General features: G+C 73.6%; 18 protein-coding genes. 5 read left to right on the top strand and 13 right to left on the bottom strand.

Features of this window, described 5'->3' with window-relative positions; genetic code table 11:
* Positions 1-2: 2 nt before the first annotated feature.
* From ACIQD7_RS13270 to ACIQD7_RS13255, 4 genes are all read right to left on the bottom strand, one after another.
* On the bottom strand, positions 3-557 hold the full coding sequence (locus tag ACIQD7_RS13270; protein ID WP_121829950.1) for a winged helix-turn-helix domain-containing protein: 555 nt from the start codon (positions 555-557) through the stop codon (positions 3-5).
* Between the two features lie 352 nt (positions 558-909).
* Positions 910-1,941 (bottom strand): glutamine synthetase, encoded by a 1,032-nt coding sequence (gene glnII / locus ACIQD7_RS13265; protein ID WP_121829949.1) that lies wholly within the window; start codon positions 1,939-1,941, stop codon positions 910-912.
* 211 nt (positions 1,942-2,152) lie between these two features.
* Positions 2,153-3,316, bottom strand: a complete 1,164-nt coding sequence (locus tag ACIQD7_RS13260) for an ARPP-2 domain-containing protein (RefSeq protein ID WP_402441630.1) — start codon at positions 3,314-3,316, stop codon at positions 2,153-2,155.
* Positions 3,313-4,707: a hypothetical protein gene (locus ACIQD7_RS13255; RefSeq protein WP_402441629.1), complete on the bottom strand. Its 1,395-nt coding sequence runs from the start codon at positions 4,705-4,707 to the stop codon at positions 3,313-3,315. The genes ACIQD7_RS13260 and ACIQD7_RS13255 overlap by 4 nt, the downstream gene beginning before the upstream one ends.
* A 196-nt stretch (positions 4,708-4,903) precedes the next feature.
* Here ACIQD7_RS13255 and ACIQD7_RS13250 point away from each other — a divergent pair, with 196 nt between their 5' ends.
* On the top strand, positions 4,904-5,809 hold the full coding sequence (locus tag ACIQD7_RS13250; protein WP_402441628.1) for a Gfo/Idh/MocA family protein: 906 nt from the start codon (positions 4,904-4,906) through the stop codon (positions 5,807-5,809).
* Positions 5,810-5,821: 12 nt separating this feature from the next.
* On the opposite strand, the gene ACIQD7_RS13245 is transcribed toward ACIQD7_RS13250, so the two are convergent.
* Entirely contained in the window at positions 5,822-6,184 is a 363-nt protein-coding gene (locus tag ACIQD7_RS13245; RefSeq protein ID WP_401421834.1) for an arsenate reductase family protein, read from the bottom strand.
* 149 nt (positions 6,185-6,333) lie between these two features.
* Between ACIQD7_RS13245 and ACIQD7_RS13240 the strand changes: the two genes are divergently transcribed.
* Positions 6,334-6,609: a hypothetical protein gene (locus tag ACIQD7_RS13240; RefSeq protein WP_121829945.1), complete on the top strand. Its 276-nt coding sequence runs from the start codon at positions 6,334-6,336 to the stop codon at positions 6,607-6,609.
* Between the two features lie 71 nt (positions 6,610-6,680).
* Here the strand turns inward: ACIQD7_RS13240 and glnA are convergent, their stop codons facing one another.
* Positions 6,681-8,105: a type I glutamate--ammonia ligase gene (gene glnA, locus ACIQD7_RS13235; RefSeq protein ID WP_121829944.1), complete on the bottom strand. Its 1,425-nt coding sequence runs from the start codon at positions 8,103-8,105 to the stop codon at positions 6,681-6,683.
* A 245-nt stretch (positions 8,106-8,350) separates the two neighbouring features.
* On the opposite strand from glnA, the gene ACIQD7_RS13230 reads away from it, so the two are divergent.
* Positions 8,351-8,818: an RDD family protein gene (locus tag ACIQD7_RS13230; protein WP_121829943.1), complete on the top strand. Its 468-nt coding sequence runs from the start codon at positions 8,351-8,353 to the stop codon at positions 8,816-8,818.
* A gap of 71 nt (positions 8,819-8,889) precedes the next feature.
* Here the strand turns inward: ACIQD7_RS13230 and ACIQD7_RS13225 are convergent, their stop codons facing one another.
* The 4 genes from ACIQD7_RS13225 to lipB form a co-directional block, all read right to left on the bottom strand.
* Positions 8,890-9,594: a DUF4191 domain-containing protein gene (locus tag ACIQD7_RS13225; protein ID WP_121829942.1), complete on the bottom strand. Its 705-nt coding sequence runs from the start codon at positions 9,592-9,594 to the stop codon at positions 8,890-8,892.
* A 10-nt stretch (positions 9,595-9,604) separates the two neighbouring features.
* Positions 9,605-9,820 (bottom strand): hypothetical protein, encoded by a 216-nt coding sequence (locus tag ACIQD7_RS13220; RefSeq protein WP_062756304.1) that lies wholly within the window; start codon positions 9,818-9,820, stop codon positions 9,605-9,607.
* 253 nt (positions 9,821-10,073) lie between these two features.
* On the bottom strand, positions 10,074-11,042 hold the full coding sequence (gene lipA / locus ACIQD7_RS13215) for a lipoyl synthase (RefSeq protein ID WP_402441627.1): 969 nt from the start codon (positions 11,040-11,042) through the stop codon (positions 10,074-10,076).
* A 121-nt stretch (positions 11,043-11,163) separates the two neighbouring features.
* Positions 11,164-11,961 carry a lipoyl(octanoyl) transferase LipB gene (lipB, locus tag ACIQD7_RS13210; RefSeq protein WP_402441626.1) on the bottom strand — a complete coding sequence of 266 codons (798 nt, stop codon included), beginning with the start codon at positions 11,959-11,961 and terminating at the stop codon, positions 11,164-11,166.
* A gap of 295 nt (positions 11,962-12,256) precedes the next feature.
* Here lipB and ACIQD7_RS13205 point away from each other — a divergent pair, with 295 nt between their 5' ends.
* Complete coding sequence (locus ACIQD7_RS13205) at positions 12,257-13,726, top strand: regulator (protein WP_402441625.1); 1,470 nt, start codon at positions 12,257-12,259, stop codon at positions 13,724-13,726.
* Between the two features lie 142 nt (positions 13,727-13,868).
* Here ACIQD7_RS13205 and ACIQD7_RS13200 read toward each other — a convergent pair whose 3' ends face one another.
* Positions 13,869-15,242, bottom strand: a complete 1,374-nt coding sequence (locus ACIQD7_RS13200) for an FAD-dependent oxidoreductase (protein WP_402442338.1) — start codon at positions 15,240-15,242, stop codon at positions 13,869-13,871.
* Between the two features lie 306 nt (positions 15,243-15,548).
* The gene (locus tag ACIQD7_RS13195; protein ID WP_402441624.1) at positions 15,549-16,460 is read right to left on the bottom strand and encodes a TIGR01777 family oxidoreductase; all 912 of its coding nucleotides are present in this window, start codon (positions 16,458-16,460) and stop codon (positions 15,549-15,551) included.
* Between the two features lie 47 nt (positions 16,461-16,507).
* On the opposite strand from ACIQD7_RS13195, the gene ACIQD7_RS13190 reads away from it, so the two are divergent.
* Positions 16,508-17,008, top strand: coding sequence for a GNAT family N-acetyltransferase (locus ACIQD7_RS13190; protein ID WP_402441623.1), 501 nt, complete (start codon positions 16,508-16,510; stop codon positions 17,006-17,008).
* Between the two features lie 103 nt (positions 17,009-17,111).
* Here the strand turns inward: ACIQD7_RS13190 and ACIQD7_RS13185 are convergent, their stop codons facing one another.
* Complete coding sequence (locus ACIQD7_RS13185) at positions 17,112-17,633, bottom strand: DUF4240 domain-containing protein (RefSeq protein ID WP_121833456.1); 522 nt, start codon at positions 17,631-17,633, stop codon at positions 17,112-17,114.
* Positions 17,634-17,722: the final 89 nt, after the last annotated feature.

Raw genomic sequence — 17,722 nt, 5'->3', positions numbered from 1 at the left:
GGTCAGGGCGTGTACTTGTAGCCGACCCGCCGCACGGTCTGGATCGTGTGGCGGTGCTCGGCGCCCAGCTTGCGGCGCAGCCGGGCCACGTGCACGTCGACCGTGCGCCCGTCGCCGACGTGGCCGTACCCCCACACCGTCGTGACCAACTGGTCGCGGGTGTGGACCCGGTGGGGGTGTGCCACCAGGTGGGCCAGGAGCTCGAACTCCAGGTACGTCAGGTCCAGCGGCTCCCCGTCCACGACGGCGATCCGCTGGACGTCGTCGATGGTCACCGGCCCCTGCTCCTCGGCCGCGACGGGCGCGGTCACGGGGGAGGGGACGGCCACGGGCAGGTGCGGCTGCTGGTCGGCGGGGACCAGGACGAGGTACCCGACCATCGGCGGGCGGCCCGGCAGCACGGGCAGCGCGTGCTGCGGCGCGGGCAGCAGGGTGGCGCCGGGCGGCAGGAAGTCCGCCACCTGGGAGAAGTCGACGACCTCGTTCGGATCGACGGCACGGAGTCGGTGCCGGCCGGGACGGACGGCCGTGAGGGAGGCGCTCTGGGTGTGGGCCATGGCAGGTCAGCTCTTTCGCGCGGAGAAACGGACGGACAGGCGTCGTACGTCGTGCGCGTCGGCCGAAGGCCGGGATCGGACAGGGCCGATCGGGGCTTTAGAGGGCCGACGCGTTCCTCGCGCGGCAACACACCCGGTCGAAGTCGTGGTGCTGCCGGGAAGGCCAGAACGGCTCGAGGTCGTGACGACCCGTCGCGGTGTCGTTCTGCAAGTTGGCCATATCCCTATTGAACCAGAAGGGAAACACCAGGACGACCCCCGTACCGGCCAAAGCCTGTGTCGTGCATCCCACATGACGGAAGGGGCGCCCACCGTGCGAAACGGTGGACGCCCCTTCCGGAAGGCGTGCGGATCAGACCTGGCCGGCCTTCGCCAGGGCCTCGCAGCAGGTGTCCACCAGCAGGCGGGTCACCACGTACGGGTCCACGTTGGCGTTCGGACGGCGGTCCTCGATGTAGCCCTTGCGGTCCTGCTCGACCTGCCACGGGATGCGGACCGAGGCGCCGCGGTCCGAGACGCCGTAGGAGTACTTGTCCCACGGGGCGGTCTCGTGCAGACCCGTCAGGCGGTCGTCGATGCCGGCGCCGTAGTTCTTGACGTGGTCGAGCGGCTTCGAGCCCTCGCCGAGGGACTCGCACGCGGTGATGATCGCGTCGTAGCCCTCGCGCATCGCCTTCGTGGAGAAGTTGGTGTGCGCGCCCGCGCCGTTCCAGTCGCCCTTCACCGGCTTCGGGTCCAGGGTCGCGGAGACCTCGAAGTCCTCGGCCGTGCGGTACAGCAGCCAGCGGGCGATCCACAGCTGGTCGGAGACCTCCAGGGGCGCCAGCGGGCCGACCTGGAACTCCCACTGGCCGGGCATGACCTCGGCGTTGATGCCGGAGATGCCGAGACCGGCCGCCAGGCAGTTCTCCAGGTGCGCCTCGACGACGTCGCGGCCGAAGATCTCGTCCGCGCCGACACCGCAGTAGTAACCGCCCTGCGCGGCCGGGAAGCCGGCCTCGGGGAAGCCCAGCGGACGCGAGCCCTTGAAGAAGGTGTACTCCTGCTCGATGCCGAAGATCGGCTCCTGCGAGGCGTACGTCGCGGCGACCTCGGCGAGCGCGGCGCGCGTGTTGGACGAGTGCGGCGTCATGTCGGTGTTGAGGACCTCGCACAGGACCAGGACGTCGTCGCCGCCGCGGATCGGGTCGGGGCAGACGAAGACCGGCTTGAGGACGCGGTCCGAGGCGTGGCCCTCGGCCTGGTTCGTGCTCGAACCGTCGAAGCCCCAGATCGGCAGCTCGTCGAGCGCCGCGCCCCCGCCCACGATGATCTTCGTCTTGGAGCGAAGCTTCGCGGTCGGCTCGGTGCCGTCGATCCAGATGTACTCAGCCTTGAAGGTCACGGGGCTCATCCTTAGGGCGCGTGGCGTGCTGCTGGGGTTTCCCCCGGCGCCCGGAGGCGGCGGGAGGGGCTGCCCGCGGCGGCTCGCGGCGCTGCGAGAAGCTGCGGTCTCCGTGCGGACCGGCCGGGGCCGGACCGTACGGTTGCTTTCGGACCGCAGCTTCGCAACACGGGATTTCCCGTCGGTTGCCCGTTTGTGAACCCCGTGTTACTCAGCCTTCCCGCTCCTCCCGCGTCTTCCGTGCGACCACGTGGGCGTCCAGGAGCCCGCCGAGCCCGGCCGCCCCGATCCGCCGCACCAGCTCGGCGTACGTGGTGCCGAGGGCCTCCGCGGTCCGCCCGGGGTGCCAGTCGTGGTCCGCGAGCCGGTGCAGCAGGTACCCCTTCCTGACCTGCTTCTCCGAGAGCCGGAAGGTCTTCAGATAGGCCGTCCGCCCCCGGTGGTCGGTGATCAGCTCCCCGATGTGCTGCTCCCGCCCGTCCCGCCGGAACGGCGGCAGGAACCGGTACAGGTCGAACGTCCCCGCCCGGTACACCCGCTCGAAGGAGTACGGCGTCTCCAGGAGGTCCCGCGCCATCAGCCCGTCGTGCGCCGCCGCCCACGCCCGCTCCTGTCCCAGGGCCGCCGCCCGCAGGTCCGCGAGCGTACGGATCCCGCCGGCGCCGTCCCGGATCCGCGCCGTGAACTCCGGCACCGGGGCGCCGTAGTGCGCGTACTGGTGGACCAGCTCCCCGTACAGGTCCTCGACCAGCGTCGGGTGCAGCACCCGGTAGTCCTCCGGATGCGGCACCACGAAGGCCGCGGCCAGGGCGTCCGCCACGTACAGGAGCGTCCCGCACTGCCCCGGGTGCAGCTCGAAGACCCGCAGCGCCTCCCCGAGCCCCGGCACCCGCCACCCGGCGTACGCCGCCTCGGCCCGCGGCGACAGCCCGCGCCGCACCGCCTCCCGGGACCAGTCGTCCCAGATCACCGCGGGACCACCGAAGTGCAGCGCGAGATAGCCCTCCAGGGCGAGGTGCAGCGGCAGGAACCGCAGCCGCCGCTCGCCCCGCCGCCGCTTGGCGAGCCGGTGCACGCGGCGCACGGGCACGCAGGGAGGGGACCCGTCCGTACGATCCCCGAGCAGCGTCCCGTACGCGGCGGACTCGCCGTCCTGCCGGGAGCCGGACCAGTCGGCGACGAAGCCGTGCGGGACGTACGAGGTGTACGTGGTCCGGCGGCCGAGCTCCACCGAGGCCGTCCCGGACCCCTCGTACACCTCACGGCGCAGCCGCAGTCCGGGCACCGGCTCGGTCCGCACGAGCGGCACGAGACGCACTCCGCCCCACACCTGCGCGGGCCGCGCGTCCAGCCCGCCCAGATCGATCCGGGTCACCCTCCGGCCCCCTTCAGGAACGATTCCACCCGCCGGTCCAGATAGGCCCGCAGCTCCGCGAACCCGGTCCGCCCCTCCGCGAACTGCGCGATCTCCACCAGGGCCGCCAGGTCCTCCGCGTCCCGGATGCCGGCGGCCGGCACGCTCGGCGCGAGCCTGCGCACGTCGAAGCCCCCGGCGTCGTATACGGGGTTGAGGTGCACGACGCTCGTCCGCCGGTCCGGATCGAGCCGCGTCCGCCACACCCGCAGCACCTCGCCCGCGAGCCCCGGCGGGGCGTTGTCCCCGCCGTCCGAGACGATCACGAGCCGCTCGGGCCCGGTCTCCAGGGCGTCCAGGATCCGCAGCCCGAGCGGGGTCGGCCCGTACGGCCGGACGAGCAGCGGATCGTCCCCGCCCGAGGTCCACAGCGGGCGGTACGCGCCCGGCGCCGCCAGGGCCTCCAGGAGGAAGTGGCAGCCCAGGGCCACGGCCAGCGGACGGCGCCGCTTCACCGCCGAACCGGAGGACGAGAAGCTGTCGTCCAGTACAGCCGCCACCCGCCCCCAGCTCCCGGCGTACGGCCCGGCGACCCGCCGGGCGGCGGCCCGCAGCGCCCCGGTCAGCTCGGCCCGCCGGGCGACCCGCTCCCCGAACGGCAGCGAGAGCACGTACACCGCGAGCCGGGTCAGCGGCATGACGGACAGGTCTTTCGCGCTTCCCGCCGCCCGTTCGGTCCTGAGCCGTTCGAGCCGGGTCATCCGGGGCGCGATCCGCTCCAGGAACAGCGCGCGGGGCACCCCGTGCTTCGCGGCGAACCCCTCCGCCACGGTGAACGGCAGCTCGTACAGCGCGCCCTGCTCGTAGTGCGCCCGGCGGTGGGCGTCGAGCAGCGGGCTCCCGTAGCGGACGCGGCGCCGGGGCGCGAAGAGGAAGTCGCCCGTCTCCGGGTCCGCCGTCCGCCCGTGGACGTGCCGGAGGGCGGTCTTCAGACCGGCCCGGTACTTCACGGCGTCGAGCGCCGGATCGGGGCGGGCCGCGAGCCACTCGCGCACGATCGCGCGTGTGCGCCGGTTGTTGACCCCGGCGGCGCGCAGCGTCCGGAACAGCCGGTAGACCCGCTGCGGCGGCAGCACCGCGAGCCGCGCGGCGATCAGCCGCCCCTCGCCCGGCTCCGCCTCCGCCGGGGTGCGCAGCAGGTGCTCGACGACGAGGGCCGCGTTGTGGTCGTTGATGTCGAGCGCGAGCGCGGCGGCGTACACGGGCCGGTAGTTGACCCGTACGTACGCGTGGAGGAAGTCCAGCGAGAGGCGCTGCTCGCCGGCGGAGGAGCGGAACTCGCGCTGCCCGGTGGCGGTGACGGCGGCGTTGACGAAGAGGAGCACGTCCTCGGCGGCGACGAGCTCGGACACGGACCTTCCCCCTCCTGAGGGCCGGCCGGGGAATGAGGGCGCGAACAGCGAAGACGTCGCTTCATAGGCAGGTTCCGGAAGTCGCGCCGGAGTCCCGCGGCCGGCGGGGGAACGCTAACCCGGACGGGAAGGCGGAGGCCAGGGGATTTCACCCCCGCCGCCGTCGCGCGGCGGGACCACCCGGCAGACTGTGACCATGGCGAAGCAGCTCGGGGCGAGGCCCCGCATCGGACTCCTCGGCACCGGCCCCTGGGCCGGCCACACCCACGCGCCCGCGCTCGCCGGGCACCCGGACGTCGAGTTCAGCGGGGTGTGGGGACGGCGACCGGAGGCGGCGGAGACGCTGGCCGCCGCGTCGGGCACGCGCGCGTACGAGGACGTGGACGCCCTCTTCGCGGCGAGCGACGCCGTGGCCCTCGCCCTCCCGCCGGACGTCCAGGCCCCGCTGGCGGTACGGGCCGCGGCCGCGGGCTGCCACGTCCTCCTGGACAAGCCGGTCGCCACGACGGTGGCCGGGGCCCGCGAGGTGGCCGACGCCGTCGGGGCGGCCGGGGTCGCCTCGGTGGTCTTCTGCACCCTGCGCTTCGCGGAGCCGACGGCCTCCTGGATCGAGGAGCAGGCGGCGGCGGACGGCTGGTTCCTGGGCGAGGCGCACTGGCTGGGCTCGCTGTACGGCTCCGGCTCCACGAGCGAGTACGCGGCCTCGCCCTGGCGGCGCGAGAAGGGCGGCCTGTGGGACGTGGGCCCACACGTCCTCTCCGTCTACCTGCCGATCCTGGGAGACGTCACGGAGATCACGGCCGCGCCGGGCCCGGGGGACACCCACCACCTGGTCCTGCGCCACGCCTCGGGCGCGAGCAGCACCGCCACCCTCACCCTGAGCGCCCCGCCGGAGGCGGCGGAGGCGGCCCTCGCCCTGTACGGCACGGAGGGGCGCGCCGAGATGCCCCGCTGGGACGGCGCGCTCGACGCCTTCGGCGCGGCCGTGGACGCCCTGGTCGCCGCGGCCCGCACGGGCGTCCCGCACCCCTGCGACGCCCGCTTCGGCCTCCGCCTCACGGAGATCCTGACGGAGGCGGAGCGCCTGGCGGCGGCGCGCTGAGGCCGCCCGCCCTCACCGGCGGGACAGGGCGTCCCGCACGGCCTCCTCGGACCGCCCCACGACGGCGCTGCCGTCCTCGGCGGTGATGATCGGCCGCTGGATGAGCTTCGGGTGCGCGGCGAGGGCCTCGATCCACCGGTCGCGTCCCTCCGCGTCCCGGGGCCACTCCTTCACCCCGAGCTCCTTCGCCTCCGCCTCCTGGGTCCGGGCGATGTCCCACGGTTCGAGCCCGAGCCGCCCGAGCACCTCCCGGATCTCGGCGGGCGAGGGCACGTCCTCCAGATAGCGCCGGACGGTGTAGTCGGCCCCTTCGGCGTCGAGGAGGGTGAGGGCGGCGCGACACTTGGAACAGGCGGGATTGATCCAGATCTCCATGGCGCCCACGGTACCCCCGGGCCCCCCTTCCACAGTGCCGAAAACCGGTCCTGGCCAGGGACGATTGTCAGTGGGGACCGGTAAAATAATGGGTGAAGGTGAGGGTCCCGAGGAGGGCCCGCACCCCGCCGTTCGCCAGGAGGTAGCCCATGGCTCTCGCCGTGATCCGGACGCCGTCCCTCGAACCCTGGAAGCCGCTCCAGAAGCAGCCGCTCCCCGCGGGCCGGCCCCGCGAGTGGTACGTCACGCACAACCGGCGCCTGAAGGCCATGCGCCTCGCGATCGCCCTCCTCGACGCCGGCGTCTACGTCCCGTCGAAGGCCACGAACGCGACCATAAGCACCACCGCCGAACAGCTCGGCATCCACCCGCCCTCGGACACCACCTGCCGCATGGTCCGCGCCCTGATCCGCTACGGGCGCTGACGGGCACCGTACGCACGGCGAAGGCCGCCGCCCGGAACGTTCCGGGCGGCGGCCTTCACTTGCCTCGCGGCTTAGAGGTCGAAGTACAGCTCGAACTCGTGCGGGTGCGGGCGCAGCTGGATCGGGGCGATCTCGTTCGTGCGCTTGTAGTCGATCCAGGTCTCGATCAGGTCCGAGGTGAAGACGCCGCCGGCCTGGAGGTACTCGTTGTCCTCCTCCAGGGCGGAGAGGACGGCCTCCAGGTTGGTCGGGACCTGGGGGACGTTGGCGTGCTCCTCGGGAGCCAGCTCGTAGAGGTCCTTGTCGATCGGCTCCAGGGGCTCGATCTTGTTCTTGATGCCGTCGAGGCCCGCGAGGAGCAGCGCCGAGAAGGCGAGGTACGGGTTCGAGGACGGGTCCGGCGCGCGGAACTCGACGCGCTTGGCCTTCGGGTTCGCACCCGTGATCGGGATGCGCATGGCGGCGGAGCGGTTGCGCTGCGAGTACACCATGTTGACCGGGGCCTCGAAGCCCGGGACCAGGCGGTGGTACGAGTTCACCGTCGGGTTGGTGAAGGCGAGCAGCGACGGGGCGTGCTTGAGGATGCCGCCGATGTAGTAGCGGGCGGTGTCCGAGAGGCCCGCGTAGCCCGTCTCGTCGTAGAACAGCGGGTCGCCGTTGGCCCACAGCGACTGGTGGACGTGCATGCCCGAGCCGTTGTCGCCGAAGATCGGCTTCGGCATGAAGGTCGCGGTCTTGCCGTTGCGCCAGGCGACGTTCTTCACGATGTACTTGAAGAGCATCAGGTCGTCGGCCGCGGCGAGCAGCGTGTTGAACTTGTAGTTGATCTCGGCCTGGCCGGCGGTGCCGACCTCGTGGTGCTGGCGCTCGACCTGGAGGCCGACGTTCTCCAGCTCCAGGGAGATCTCGGAGCGCAGGTCGGCGAAGTGGTCGACCGGCGGGGCCGGGAAGTAGCCGCCCTTGTAGCGGACCTTGTAGCCGCGGTTGTTCTCCACCGCACCGGTGTTCCAGGCGCCGGCCTCGGAGTCGATGTGGTAGAAGCCCTGGTTCGCCGAGGTCTCGAAGCGCACCGAGTCGAAGACGTAGAACTCCGCCTCGGGGCCGAAGAACGCGGTGTCGGCGATGCCGGTGGAGGCGAGGTACGCCTCCGCCTTCTTCGCGATGTTCCGCGGGTCACGGCTGTACTGCTCGCCCGTGATCGGGTCGTGGATGAAGAAGTTGACGTTCAGCGTCTTGTCGCGGCGGAAGGGGTCCACCCGGGCCGTCGACAGGTCGGCGCGCAGCGCCATGTCGGACTCGTGGATCGCCTGGAAGCCACGGATCGACGAGCCGTCGAACGCGAGCTCCTCCGACGGGTCGAAGGCCGAGGCGGGGATCGTGAAGTGCTGCATCACGCCCGGAAGGTCGCAGAACCGGACGTCGACCATCTTGACGTCGTTGTCCTTGATGAACTTCTGAGCCTCTTCGGCGTTCTGGAACCCGTGCGTCTGGGACATCCCACTCCTCCTACTCCCGGCCCGGGGAGGGGCGGGGTTGCAGCTCGTTCGTGCGGCCAGTGCGGTGGCACACGCTGGACCCGACCATAGGCAGACGGGATTTCTCAAGCATGACCCAATTGTTTCGTCGAAGTTAACCGGGGTGGGTGCCGTCCGTGCCCGGGGCGCGCCCCGCTCCGGGGCCGCCGGGCCCCTTGCCCCACCCGGGCCGAAGAGATCGAAATCGGGCACAGTACCGTGGTCGGGTGGACAACAGGCAAGCACTCGGATCTTGGCTCTCCGGCCCCCGCGCGGCGGCCGAGGACGCAGGCGTCGACTTCGGCTACCGCGGTCAGCAGCTGGGGCTGCCCGAGGAGGGGCCCGGTTCGATCGCCCGCCCGGGCCGCCGACTGGGCGCCCTCGCCGTCGACTGGGCCCTCTGCATGGTGATCGCATACGGCCTGATCACCGACGGCTACAACCAGGCCACCGGCAACTGGGCCCTCGGCATCCTGCTCGTCCTGAGCGTCCTGACGGTCGGCACCGTGGGCTCCACGCCCGGCAAGCGGCTCTTCGGCCTGCGGGTCGTCTCGGCGCGCGGCGGCCGCCTCGGCGTCCTCCGGGTGGCGCTCCGCTCCGTCCTGGTCTGCCTGGCGATCCCGGCCCTGATCTGGGACCGTGACGGCCGCGGTCTCCACGACCGCCTCTCCGGGGCCGTCCAGGTCCGCATCTGACGCCACGGACATGAGAGAGGGGCTCCGGACCGTGCGGTCCGGAGCCCCTCTCGTGCGTTCGGTCGGGCGCGTCAGCGCATCTTTCCGCCGCGCGGCATCCGCATCCCCTTGGGCATCGGACCCTTCGGCAGCGGCATGTTGCTCATCAGGTCGCCCATCGCCCGCAGCCGGTCGTTGGCCACGGTCACCTGCGGGCCGGTGAGCACCCGGGGCAGCTTGAGCATGGTCGTGCGGACCTTCTTCAGCGGCACCTGGCCCTCGCCGTCGCCGACGATGATGTCGTGCACCGGCACGTCCACCACGACGCGGTTCATGCGCTTCTTCTCGGCCGCCAGGAGCGCCTTGACCCGGTTCGGGTTGCCCTCGGCCACCAGGACGATGCCGGCCCGGCCGACCGCGCGGTGCACGACGTCCTGGTTCCGGTTCATCGCGACCGCCGGGGTCGTCGTCCAGCCGCGCCCGATGTTCTGCAGCACCGCCGCCGCCGCGCCCGGCTGGCCCTCCATCTGCCCGAAGGCCGCGCTCTCGGCACGCCGTCCGAAGACGATGGCCGCCGCCAGGAGACCCAGGACGAAGCCCAGGATGCCCAGGTAGACCGGATGACCGATGAGGAAGCCGATCGCGAGGAGGACACCGAGTACGCCGATGCCCACGCCCGCGACGACGAGACCGACCTTCGGGTCGGCCTTCCGGGTCATCTTGTACGTGAGGGCGATCTGCTTCAGTCGCCCGGGGTTGGCAGCGTCAGCGCTGCTCGTGTTTGCCTTCCTCGCCATGTCCTGAAGTTTACGTGGCCCGGGAAGCGCGGCCCGACGCGACCTCCATCACGCGCTGGGCCTCGACCCGGTCCTTGGCGCGGCGCCGGTCCTCCAGGACGGAGTTCCAGGCGTTGCGCCGGGCGGTGCGCTGTCCCGAGCCCAGGAGCAGCGACTCCACGGCCCTCAGGGCGTCGGTGACGGACGGGATCGCGGTGACGCGGACGTGCGTCGATGCGGCCGGCATGGCGGGGTCCTCCCTCGATGGCGGGTGAGACGAGGTGGGGGTGTGAGCGGACGATGGCGGTGGGTGAAACCAGGCTCACAGATCGGTGTTACCAGGGCGTGACCCGGCGGTCAAACACTGGTGAAACGTCGGTGCGGCCGGTCGGCCCAGCGCGGAAACGGCGGTGCGGCCCGTACGCCCCCGCTGAGCTGCGGGGTCGTACGGGCCGCACCGGATCCGGCCACTACCGGCCGGTAACTACTTGTGCTCGGATTCACACGGCGGTCGACGCGTCCTGCGCGGCCGCCCGCTTCTCCATCGCCTGCTGGTACAGGCGACCCGCGCGGTACGAGGAGCGGACCAGCGGGCCCGACATCACGCCGGAGAAGCCGATCTCGTCGGCCTCCTCCTTCAGCTCCACGAACTCCTGCGGCTTCACCCAGCGCTCCACCGGGTGGTGGCGGACCGAGGGGCGCAGGTACTGCGTGATCGTGATGAGCTCGCAGCCCGCGTCGTGCAGCTGCTGGAGCGCCTCGCTGATCTCCTCGCGGGTCTCGCCCATGCCCAGGATCAGGTTCGACTTCGTGATCAGACCGTAGTCACGCGCCCGCGTGATGACGTCCAGGGAGCGCTCGTACCGGAAGCCGGGGCGGATGCGCTTGAAGATGCGCGGCACCGTCTCCACGTTGTGCGCGAAGACCTCGGGGCGGGAGTCGAAGACCTGCTCCAAGAGCTCCGGCACCGCGTTGAAGTCGGGGGCGAGCAGCTCGACCTTGGTGCGGCCCGCCTCGCGGCCCGCCGTCTGCTGGTGGATCTGGCGCACGGTCTCCGCGTACAGCCAGGCGCCGCCGTCCTCCAGGTCGTCGCGCGCGACGCCGGTGATCGTGGCGTAGTTCAGGTCCATCGTGACGACCGACTCGCCCACGCGGCGCGGCTCGTCGCGGTCGAGGGCCTGCGGCTTGCCCGTGTCGATCTGGCAGAAGTCGCAGCGCCGGGTGCACTGGTCACCGCCGATGAGGAAGGTCGCCTCGCGGTCCTCCCAGCACTCGAAGATGTTGGGACAGCCCGCCTCCTGGCAGACCGTGTGCAGGCCCTCGCTCTTCACCAGGCCCTGCATCTTCGTGTACTCGGGCCCCATCTTCGCCCGGGTCTTGATCCACTCGGGCTTGCGCTCGATGGGGGTCTGGGCGTTCCGGACCTCCAGGCGCAGCATCTTGCGTCCGTCGGGTGCGACTGCGGACACATCGGCTCCTGTAGCTTCGATTCTTCGGCGTACACCAGGGTACGCCCGTGGCTTCCATGCCTGCCTACGTCCGGCCAACCTCTGGCCAGCGCCCCGCATTCCTCGGGGGCGGGGGCGGCGGTCAGACGGACGTGGGCTCCACGGCCCGCGGCTTGAGCTCCGCGTGCTCCAGGACCTCCCGCAGGTGCTTCTCCACCACCGGCACCACCTCCTCGACCGTGACGTCACGGCCCAGCTCGTTGGCGATCGAGGTGACGCCCGCGTCGCGGATGCCGCACGGGATGATCCGGTCGAACCAGGCGTTGTCCGGGTTCACGTTGAGCGCGAAGCCGTGCATCGTGACGCCCTTGGCGACCCGGATGCCGATCGCCGCCAGCTTCCGGTCCTCGCGGCGCTGGCCCGCGTTCGAGGGCGCGTACTCCGGCCCGTTCAGACGCGGGTCGAACTCCTCGTCGGTCAGGCGCGGGTCGAAGTCGAGCGAGAGCCCGCCGAGCGAAGGCCGCTGCTCGACCGGATCGCCGAGCACCCACACACCGCTGCGCCCCTCGATCCGCGTCGTCTCCAGACCGAAGTCGGCGGCCGTGCGGATCAGGGCCTCCTCCAGGCGGCGCACGTGCGCGACGACGTCCACCGGGCGGGGCAGCTTCATGATCGGGTAGCCGACCAGCTGGCCGGGGCCGTGCCAGGTGATCTTCCCGCCGCGGTCCACGTCCACCACCGGCGTCCCGTCCAGCGGGCGCTCGCTCTCCGCGGTGCGCCGGCCGGCCGTGTAGACCGGCGGGTGCTCCAGGAGCAGACAGGTGTCCTCGATCTCGTCGGCGAACCGCGCGGCGTGCACCTCGCGCTGCTCGTCCCAGGCCGCCCGGTAGTCGACGGCTTCCTCGCCGAAGCCGAGACGGACGAATCGCAGCTCACTCACGGCCATGCCTCCTCCTGTGCCGGGAGTCCGGGGACCGGGGATCATCCCGGGCCGGCTCGGCACCATGCGTCATTCGCGCCCATGCCACTGTACGGCGGCGCCGCGCCCGCCCCTCCGGCGGGCGGACGGGGGCCGTAGGGAGCCCCACGTCAGCGATCCCGCCAATCCTCACACGATCGGATGAATGTGGGGCGAAGGTGGCGGTACGGACCGTGGAGACCGCTAAATTCACGCCGTTCCAGGAGGGTCCGAAGGGGTGCCGCCCGGGCCCCGAAAACAGGAGACCGCACAGCTGATGACGGAACGACCCCCGCAGCGCATCCCGAACAGCCGGCTCGCCGCGCTCATCGCCGAAGCAGGGTTCTCCCACGCGGGCCTCGCCAGACGGGTGGACCAGCTCGGCCTGGAACACGGCCTCGACCTGCGGTACGACAAGACCTCCGTGACCCGCTGGCTCCGCGGCCAGCAGCCGCGCGGCACCACCCCCGCCCTCATCGCCGAGGTCTTCACCCGCCGCCTGGGCCGCCGGCTCTCCGCCCAGGACCTCGGCCTCGACGCCTGCGCGCCCGTCTACGCGGGCCTGGAGTTCGCCGCCACCCCCGAGGAGGCGGTCGACATCGTCGGCGGCCTGTGGCGCAAGGACTCCGGCAGCCACGCCGAGCTCCGCAAGATCGCCTTCACCCCGGCGGGCCTGGTCGTCCCCAGCCGGGACTGGCTGATCGGCCGCGCCGACGAGCGGGTCGCGCGCGGCGAGCCCGCCCCCGCCCGCGCCTCCGCCGGGACGCCCCCGCACGACCCCCGGGTCCCGCCCCAGGGCCGCTTCTCCGTGCCCCGCCAGCGCGGCACGGACCGGGGACCCGGCCAGCGCGTCTCCAGCGGCGACATCGCCGCCCTCCGCTCGGTCGGCGACCTCTTCCGCACCCTCGACCACGCCTACGGCGGCGGCCACGCCCGCCAGGCCCTCGTCCGCTACCTGGAGCACGAGGCCGAGCCGATGCTGCGCGGCACGTACGGGGAGTCCACCGGCCGCCGCCTCTTCGCCGCGGCCGCCGACCTCACCCGGCTCGCGGGCTGGACCTCGTACGACATCGCCGCCCACGGCCTCGCCCAGCGCTACTTCGTCCAGGCGCTGCGCCTCGCGCAGGCCGCCGGGGACCGGGCGTACGGCTCGTACGTGCTGCTCACCATGAGCTGCCAGGCCGTCTACCTCGGCCACGGGCGGGAGGCCGTGCAGCTCGCCCGGGTCGCCCAGCAGGGCGTCGGGCCCGCCGCGCCGCCCGTCGTCCAGGCGATGCTGCACGCGGTCGAGGCGCGCGGCCACGCCGTCCTGGGGGAGGCGCGCGCGTGCAGCGCCTCCCTCGTCCGCGCCGAACGGGCCCTGGAGACGGCCCGCCCCGGCGACGAGGTGCCCTACTGGGCCCGCGCCTTCGACGAGGCGCAGCTCGCCGACGAGCTCGCGCACTGCCACCGCGACCTCCAGCAGTACCGCACCGCCGCCCAGCACGCCGAGCGCTCCCTCCAGCTCCGCGCCCCCGGCTTCGCCCGCAGCCGCCTCTTCTGCCGGGTCGTCCTCGCCACCTCCCGGCTCGCCCTCGGCGAACTGGAACAGGCCTGCGCGCTCGGCGCCGAGGCCGCCAAGGAGGCCTCCGAGATGCGCTCGGCCCGCGCCGTCGAGTACGTGCGCGACTTCGAGCGCCGCCTGGAGCCCTACCGCGACGCGGCGGCCGCCCGCACCTACCGCGACCGGGTGGCGGCGATCGGCTGACCGGCCCGGCCGGGCCCCGGAGTGCGGCCGGCGGACCACGGCCGGGGCCAAGGCGCCAGGCTCCTCCCGGCCCTGCGGGCCCGGGGAGACCCCGTGCACCGGGACGCAGTGCCCCGCCCGGCCCCGATCCGCCGGACCCGCCCTACGCGGCCTCCGCCCAAGGAGGTTCCGCCGGGAGCCGCACGCCCAGGTCGGTCAGGAGGGCGCGGGCCGCGCGGCGGCCCGAGGCGAGGGCGCCCTGCGCGGTGCTCGCGGCGCGGTGGTCGCCGCAGACGTAGAGCCCCGCGAGCAGCCGGACCGGGCGGTTCCCGTCGTGCGGCGGCGGCATCGCCGGGACCGCGTCCGGGGTGTGCCGGAGCGCCAGCAGCTCCCACTCGTCGGTCGACGTGCCGTACAGCGCGGCGAGGTGCTTGCGGACCCGCCGCTCCGTGTCGTCCGGCGGCGTCCCGAGCACCGTCGAGGTGATCAGGATCCGCCCCGCCGGGGCCCGCCCCGGATCGACCGCGCTCATCACGGCCGTGTGCGCCACCGGCCCGCCCGGGTCCGACTCCAGGAGCAGCACCGGATCGCCGGTGGGCGCGACCGGCGCCGTGTGGTGCAGCACCGTCACCGCGTGGAACGCGGGCGTCCGCAGCCCCGGCAGCAGCTCCGCCGCCGTGCGCGCCCCCGTGGCGAGGACCACCGAGCGGCAGCGGAACACCCCGTGCTCCGCCGTCGTGACCCGCGAGACGGACGCCTCCGTGACCCGTACGCCGGTGCGGACCGTGCCCGGCGGCAGCGCGGCCGCCAGCAGCTCCGGGAGCGCCGCCGCGCCGCCCTCCGGCACCGCGAGCCGCCCCCGGGCGAAGGCGCGCAGCGCCAGGTCCGCCCGGCGGCTCGACGTGCCGAGGTCCGGGTCGGCCAGGAGCGCCGCGAGCAGCGGCCGCAGCACCCCCTGGACGGTCCGGGCGGGCAGCCGCGCGGTCAGCGCCTCGCGCGCGGTCCGCTCGGGCCGGGCCAGGATGCGCTGCGCCGGGGTCGCGGTCAGCCGCACGAGGGACGCGCCGAGCCGCGCCTGGTCCAGCGAGGCCGCCGGATGCCGGGGGGCGCTCGCGAGGGCGCGCGCCACGCTGAACGCTCCCCCCACGCTCCGGCCGCCCGCCGTCCGGGACGCTCCGGCCGGCCGGAGCGGGTGCGGGGCGCCCCACCGCGCGTACCGGCCGTCGCTGTGCACGAGGACCCCCGGCGCGAAGGGCCGCAGCGCGAGGGCGTCGAGCCCCGGCAGGGACCGCGGCTCCTCGTGGGACAGGGTGAGCGGCCCGCCCACCCGGTCGAGCCGGAAGCCGTCGACGGACGCCGTCGCCATCCGGCCCCCGATCCACGGCTCCGCCTCCAGGACGGCGACGGAGAGCCCGGCGCGGGTCAGCCGGTGGGCGGCCGCGAGCCCCGCCGCCCCGGCCCCCACGACCACGACGTCGACGGCCTCGTGCGTGCCACCGGTACCGCCGCTACCGCCGGTGCCGCCGGTGGTGCCCACGGCGCTCGTGCCGCCCGTACGGCCAGTGCTGCGTGTGCTTCCAGTACTGCCTGTGCTGCCAGTGCTGCCGGTGTTCTTCGTGCTGCTGACGTTGTCGTCTGCGCTGCTGAGCACGTGCCCCTCCCCAGGTCGGCGCGGCCGGTGGGAGGCCTATGCCCCCAACGAGCCTCCGGAATGCCGGAGTTCACGGTCCGCGTCGAGCCTAGGCAGCGCTCCCACGGGTGCCAGGAGCGCGCGCCGGGGTGCGCGCGGCACGGGGGAGCACGGAAGGGACTGGAGGGAGGGGACGGGGGAGGAGGGGGCGCGTCAGCGGGCCGCGGCCCGGACCGCCTCGTCGATCGTCGGGAACGCGAAGTCGAAGCCGGTCTCCAAAAGCCGCCCCGGCAGCACCCGCTGACTTCCGAGCACGTCCTGCGCGAAGTCCCCGAGGACGATCCGCAGGGCCGGCGCCGGGACCGTGAGGAGCGTCGGACGGCGCAGCACCCGGCCCATCGCCGCCGTCACCTCGCGGTTGGTGACCGGCTCGGGGGCCGTCAGGTTCACCGGACCCGACAGGGACGGCGTGTCGACCATGTGCCGCAGGGCGGCCACCTCGTCGTGCAGGGAGATGAAGGACCAGTACTGGCGCCCGTCGCCCATCCGCCCGCCGAGCCCGGCGCGGAAGAGCGGGAAGAGCCGCCCCCACGCCCCGCCCTCGCGCGCCACCACCAGACCGGTGCGGGCGTACGCGACCCGGATGCCGGCCTCCTCGGCGGGGGCCGCCGCGGCCTCCCACTCGACGCACACCGAGGGCAGGAAGCCGGTGCCCGCCGGAGCGCCCTCGTCGACCGCGCGGCTGCCGGTGTCCCCGTACCAGCCGAGCGCCGTGCCGCACACCAGGACTTCCGGCGGCTCCGCGAGCGAGGCGAGCGCCTGCGCGATCGCCGTCGTGCCGAGCACCCGGCTGTCCCGGATCTCCTTCTTGTACGCCTCGTTCCAGCGGCGCTCGCCGACCCCGGCGCCCGCCAGGTGCACGACGGCGTCCACGCCGACGAGCCCGGCGGCGTCCACGTACAGCCGCGCGGGGTCCCACTCGACCTCGTCGGCGGTACGGGCCGGGCGGCGGACGAGCCGGAGGACGTCGTGGCCGTCGGCGCGCAGGGAGCGGACCAGGGCCGAGCCGATGAGCCCGGAGGCGCCGGTGACGGCGACACGCTTGCGGGAGGCGGAACGCTGCATGGGGCCATCCTGCCCCCTTCCGGCCGGGGCATGGCACAGTGACCTCCATGATCGTGCCGGAGACGCGGATACGTACCGCCGAACGCGACGACGACGCCGCGCTCGGCGCCCTCGACCGGGCCGCCTGGTCCCCCCTCCACGCGGTGGTGCCCGCGCCCGTCCCGCCGTATGGGCCCTTCTTCGACGAGCGCCACCTGCCCGGGGACTATCTGGTGGCGGTGGCCGGGGACGCGCTCGTCGGCTACGTCCGGATCGTGCAGCCCATCCCGCTCGCCTCCCACGCGCACGTGCTTCAGATCCAGAGCCTCGTGGTCGCCGCGTCCGCCCGGGGGAGGGGCGTCGCGCGGGCGCTGCTGCGGGCCGCCGCCGGGCGGGCGCGGGAGCGGGGCGCCACCCGGCTCACCCTGCGGGTCCTCGGGCACAACGCCCCGGCCCGCGCGCTCTACGCCTCCGAGGGCTACGCGGTGGAGGGCGTGCTGCCGGGGGAGTTCCTGATCGACGGCCGGTACGTGGACGACGTGTGCATGGGCCGGTCGCTGGCCGACTGAGGAGGCCCCGTCCGGTTCCCGCGCCCCCGGCCGGGCCGTGGCCATCCCGCCCCGGAACCGCCCGCGCCCGGATCGGCCCGCCCCGGAACCGCCCAGGCCCGGATCAGCCCGCCCCGAAGCGCTCCCACAGCCGGGGGAAGCGGGCCGCCAGGGCCTCGTCGTCCGCCAGGTCGAGAGGGGTCCCCAGCGGCTCGCCCCCCGGCATCGGAATGCCCAGGTCCGGCGTCTCGGCGCCGGTCAGCTGCTCGTACGCCTCGTCCGCCGCGAAACCGATCTCCTCGCCGTCCCCGTCGATCTCCACGTCGAAGTCGTCGAGCAGCTCCGCGAGCGCGTCCGGCTCGTGCACGGCCCCCTCGTACACCTCCCGGCCCTGGCCGATCAGCCAGCAGCGGAAGGAGTCGAAGGCCTCCTCGCCCGCCCCGTCGAACAGCACGGCCGCCGCGCCCCACAGGTCCCAGAGGTACGCGCGGTTGTAGCGGGCCTCGAAATGGCGCGCGTAGTCGAGCACCGAGTCAGGGTCCAGCCGGGTCAGCCGCTCCACCAGCAGGTCCGCCTGCTCCTCGGCGTCGCCCTCGGCGTCCTCCCGGGCGGCGTCGATGATCTTCCAGAACTCGGTCTCGTCCATCACGGGACCAGCATCCTGCCCCGGCGGGGACGACGCACCCGGAAAGCGCGAAATGAATCCGGACAGAAGGTGTCTTACTTTCCTGCCAG

The organism is Streptomyces sp. NPDC093071 (assembly GCF_044754545.1).
In the GTDB taxonomy this organism is placed as follows: Bacteria; Actinomycetota; Actinomycetes; order Streptomycetales; family Streptomycetaceae; genus Streptomyces.
This window is presented reverse-complemented; position numbering and strand designations above follow the sequence as displayed.

Coding starts and splice junctions, on each gene's coding strand:
- ACIQD7_RS13205 (WP_402441625.1), top strand. CDS start 12,257: ATGACGGAACGACCCCCGCAGCGCATCCCGAACAGCCGGCTCGCCGCG.
- ACIQD7_RS13220 (WP_062756304.1), bottom strand. CDS start 9,820: ATGCCGGCCGCATCGACGCACGTCCGCGTCACCGCGATCCCGTCCGTC.
- ACIQD7_RS13185 (WP_121833456.1), bottom strand. CDS start 17,633: ATGGACGAGACCGAGTTCTGGAAGATCATCGACGCCGCCCGGGAGGAC.
- ACIQD7_RS13250 (WP_402441628.1), top strand. CDS start 4,904: ATGGCGAAGCAGCTCGGGGCGAGGCCCCGCATCGGACTCCTCGGCACC.
- ACIQD7_RS13190 (WP_402441623.1), top strand. CDS start 16,508: ATGATCGTGCCGGAGACGCGGATACGTACCGCCGAACGCGACGACGAC.
- glnA (WP_121829944.1), bottom strand. CDS start 8,105: ATGTCCCAGACGCACGGGTTCCAGAACGCCGAAGAGGCTCAGAAGTTC.
- ACIQD7_RS13195 (WP_402441624.1), bottom strand. CDS start 16,460: ATGCAGCGTTCCGCCTCCCGCAAGCGTGTCGCCGTCACCGGCGCCTCC.
- ACIQD7_RS13240 (WP_121829945.1), top strand. CDS start 6,334: ATGGCTCTCGCCGTGATCCGGACGCCGTCCCTCGAACCCTGGAAGCCG.
- ACIQD7_RS13245 (WP_401421834.1), bottom strand. CDS start 6,184: ATGGAGATCTGGATCAATCCCGCCTGTTCCAAGTGTCGCGCCGCCCTC.
- ACIQD7_RS13225 (WP_121829942.1), bottom strand. CDS start 9,594: ATGGCGAGGAAGGCAAACACGAGCAGCGCTGACGCTGCCAACCCCGGG.
- ACIQD7_RS13270 (WP_121829950.1), bottom strand. CDS start 557: ATGGCCCACACCCAGAGCGCCTCCCTCACGGCCGTCCGTCCCGGCCGG.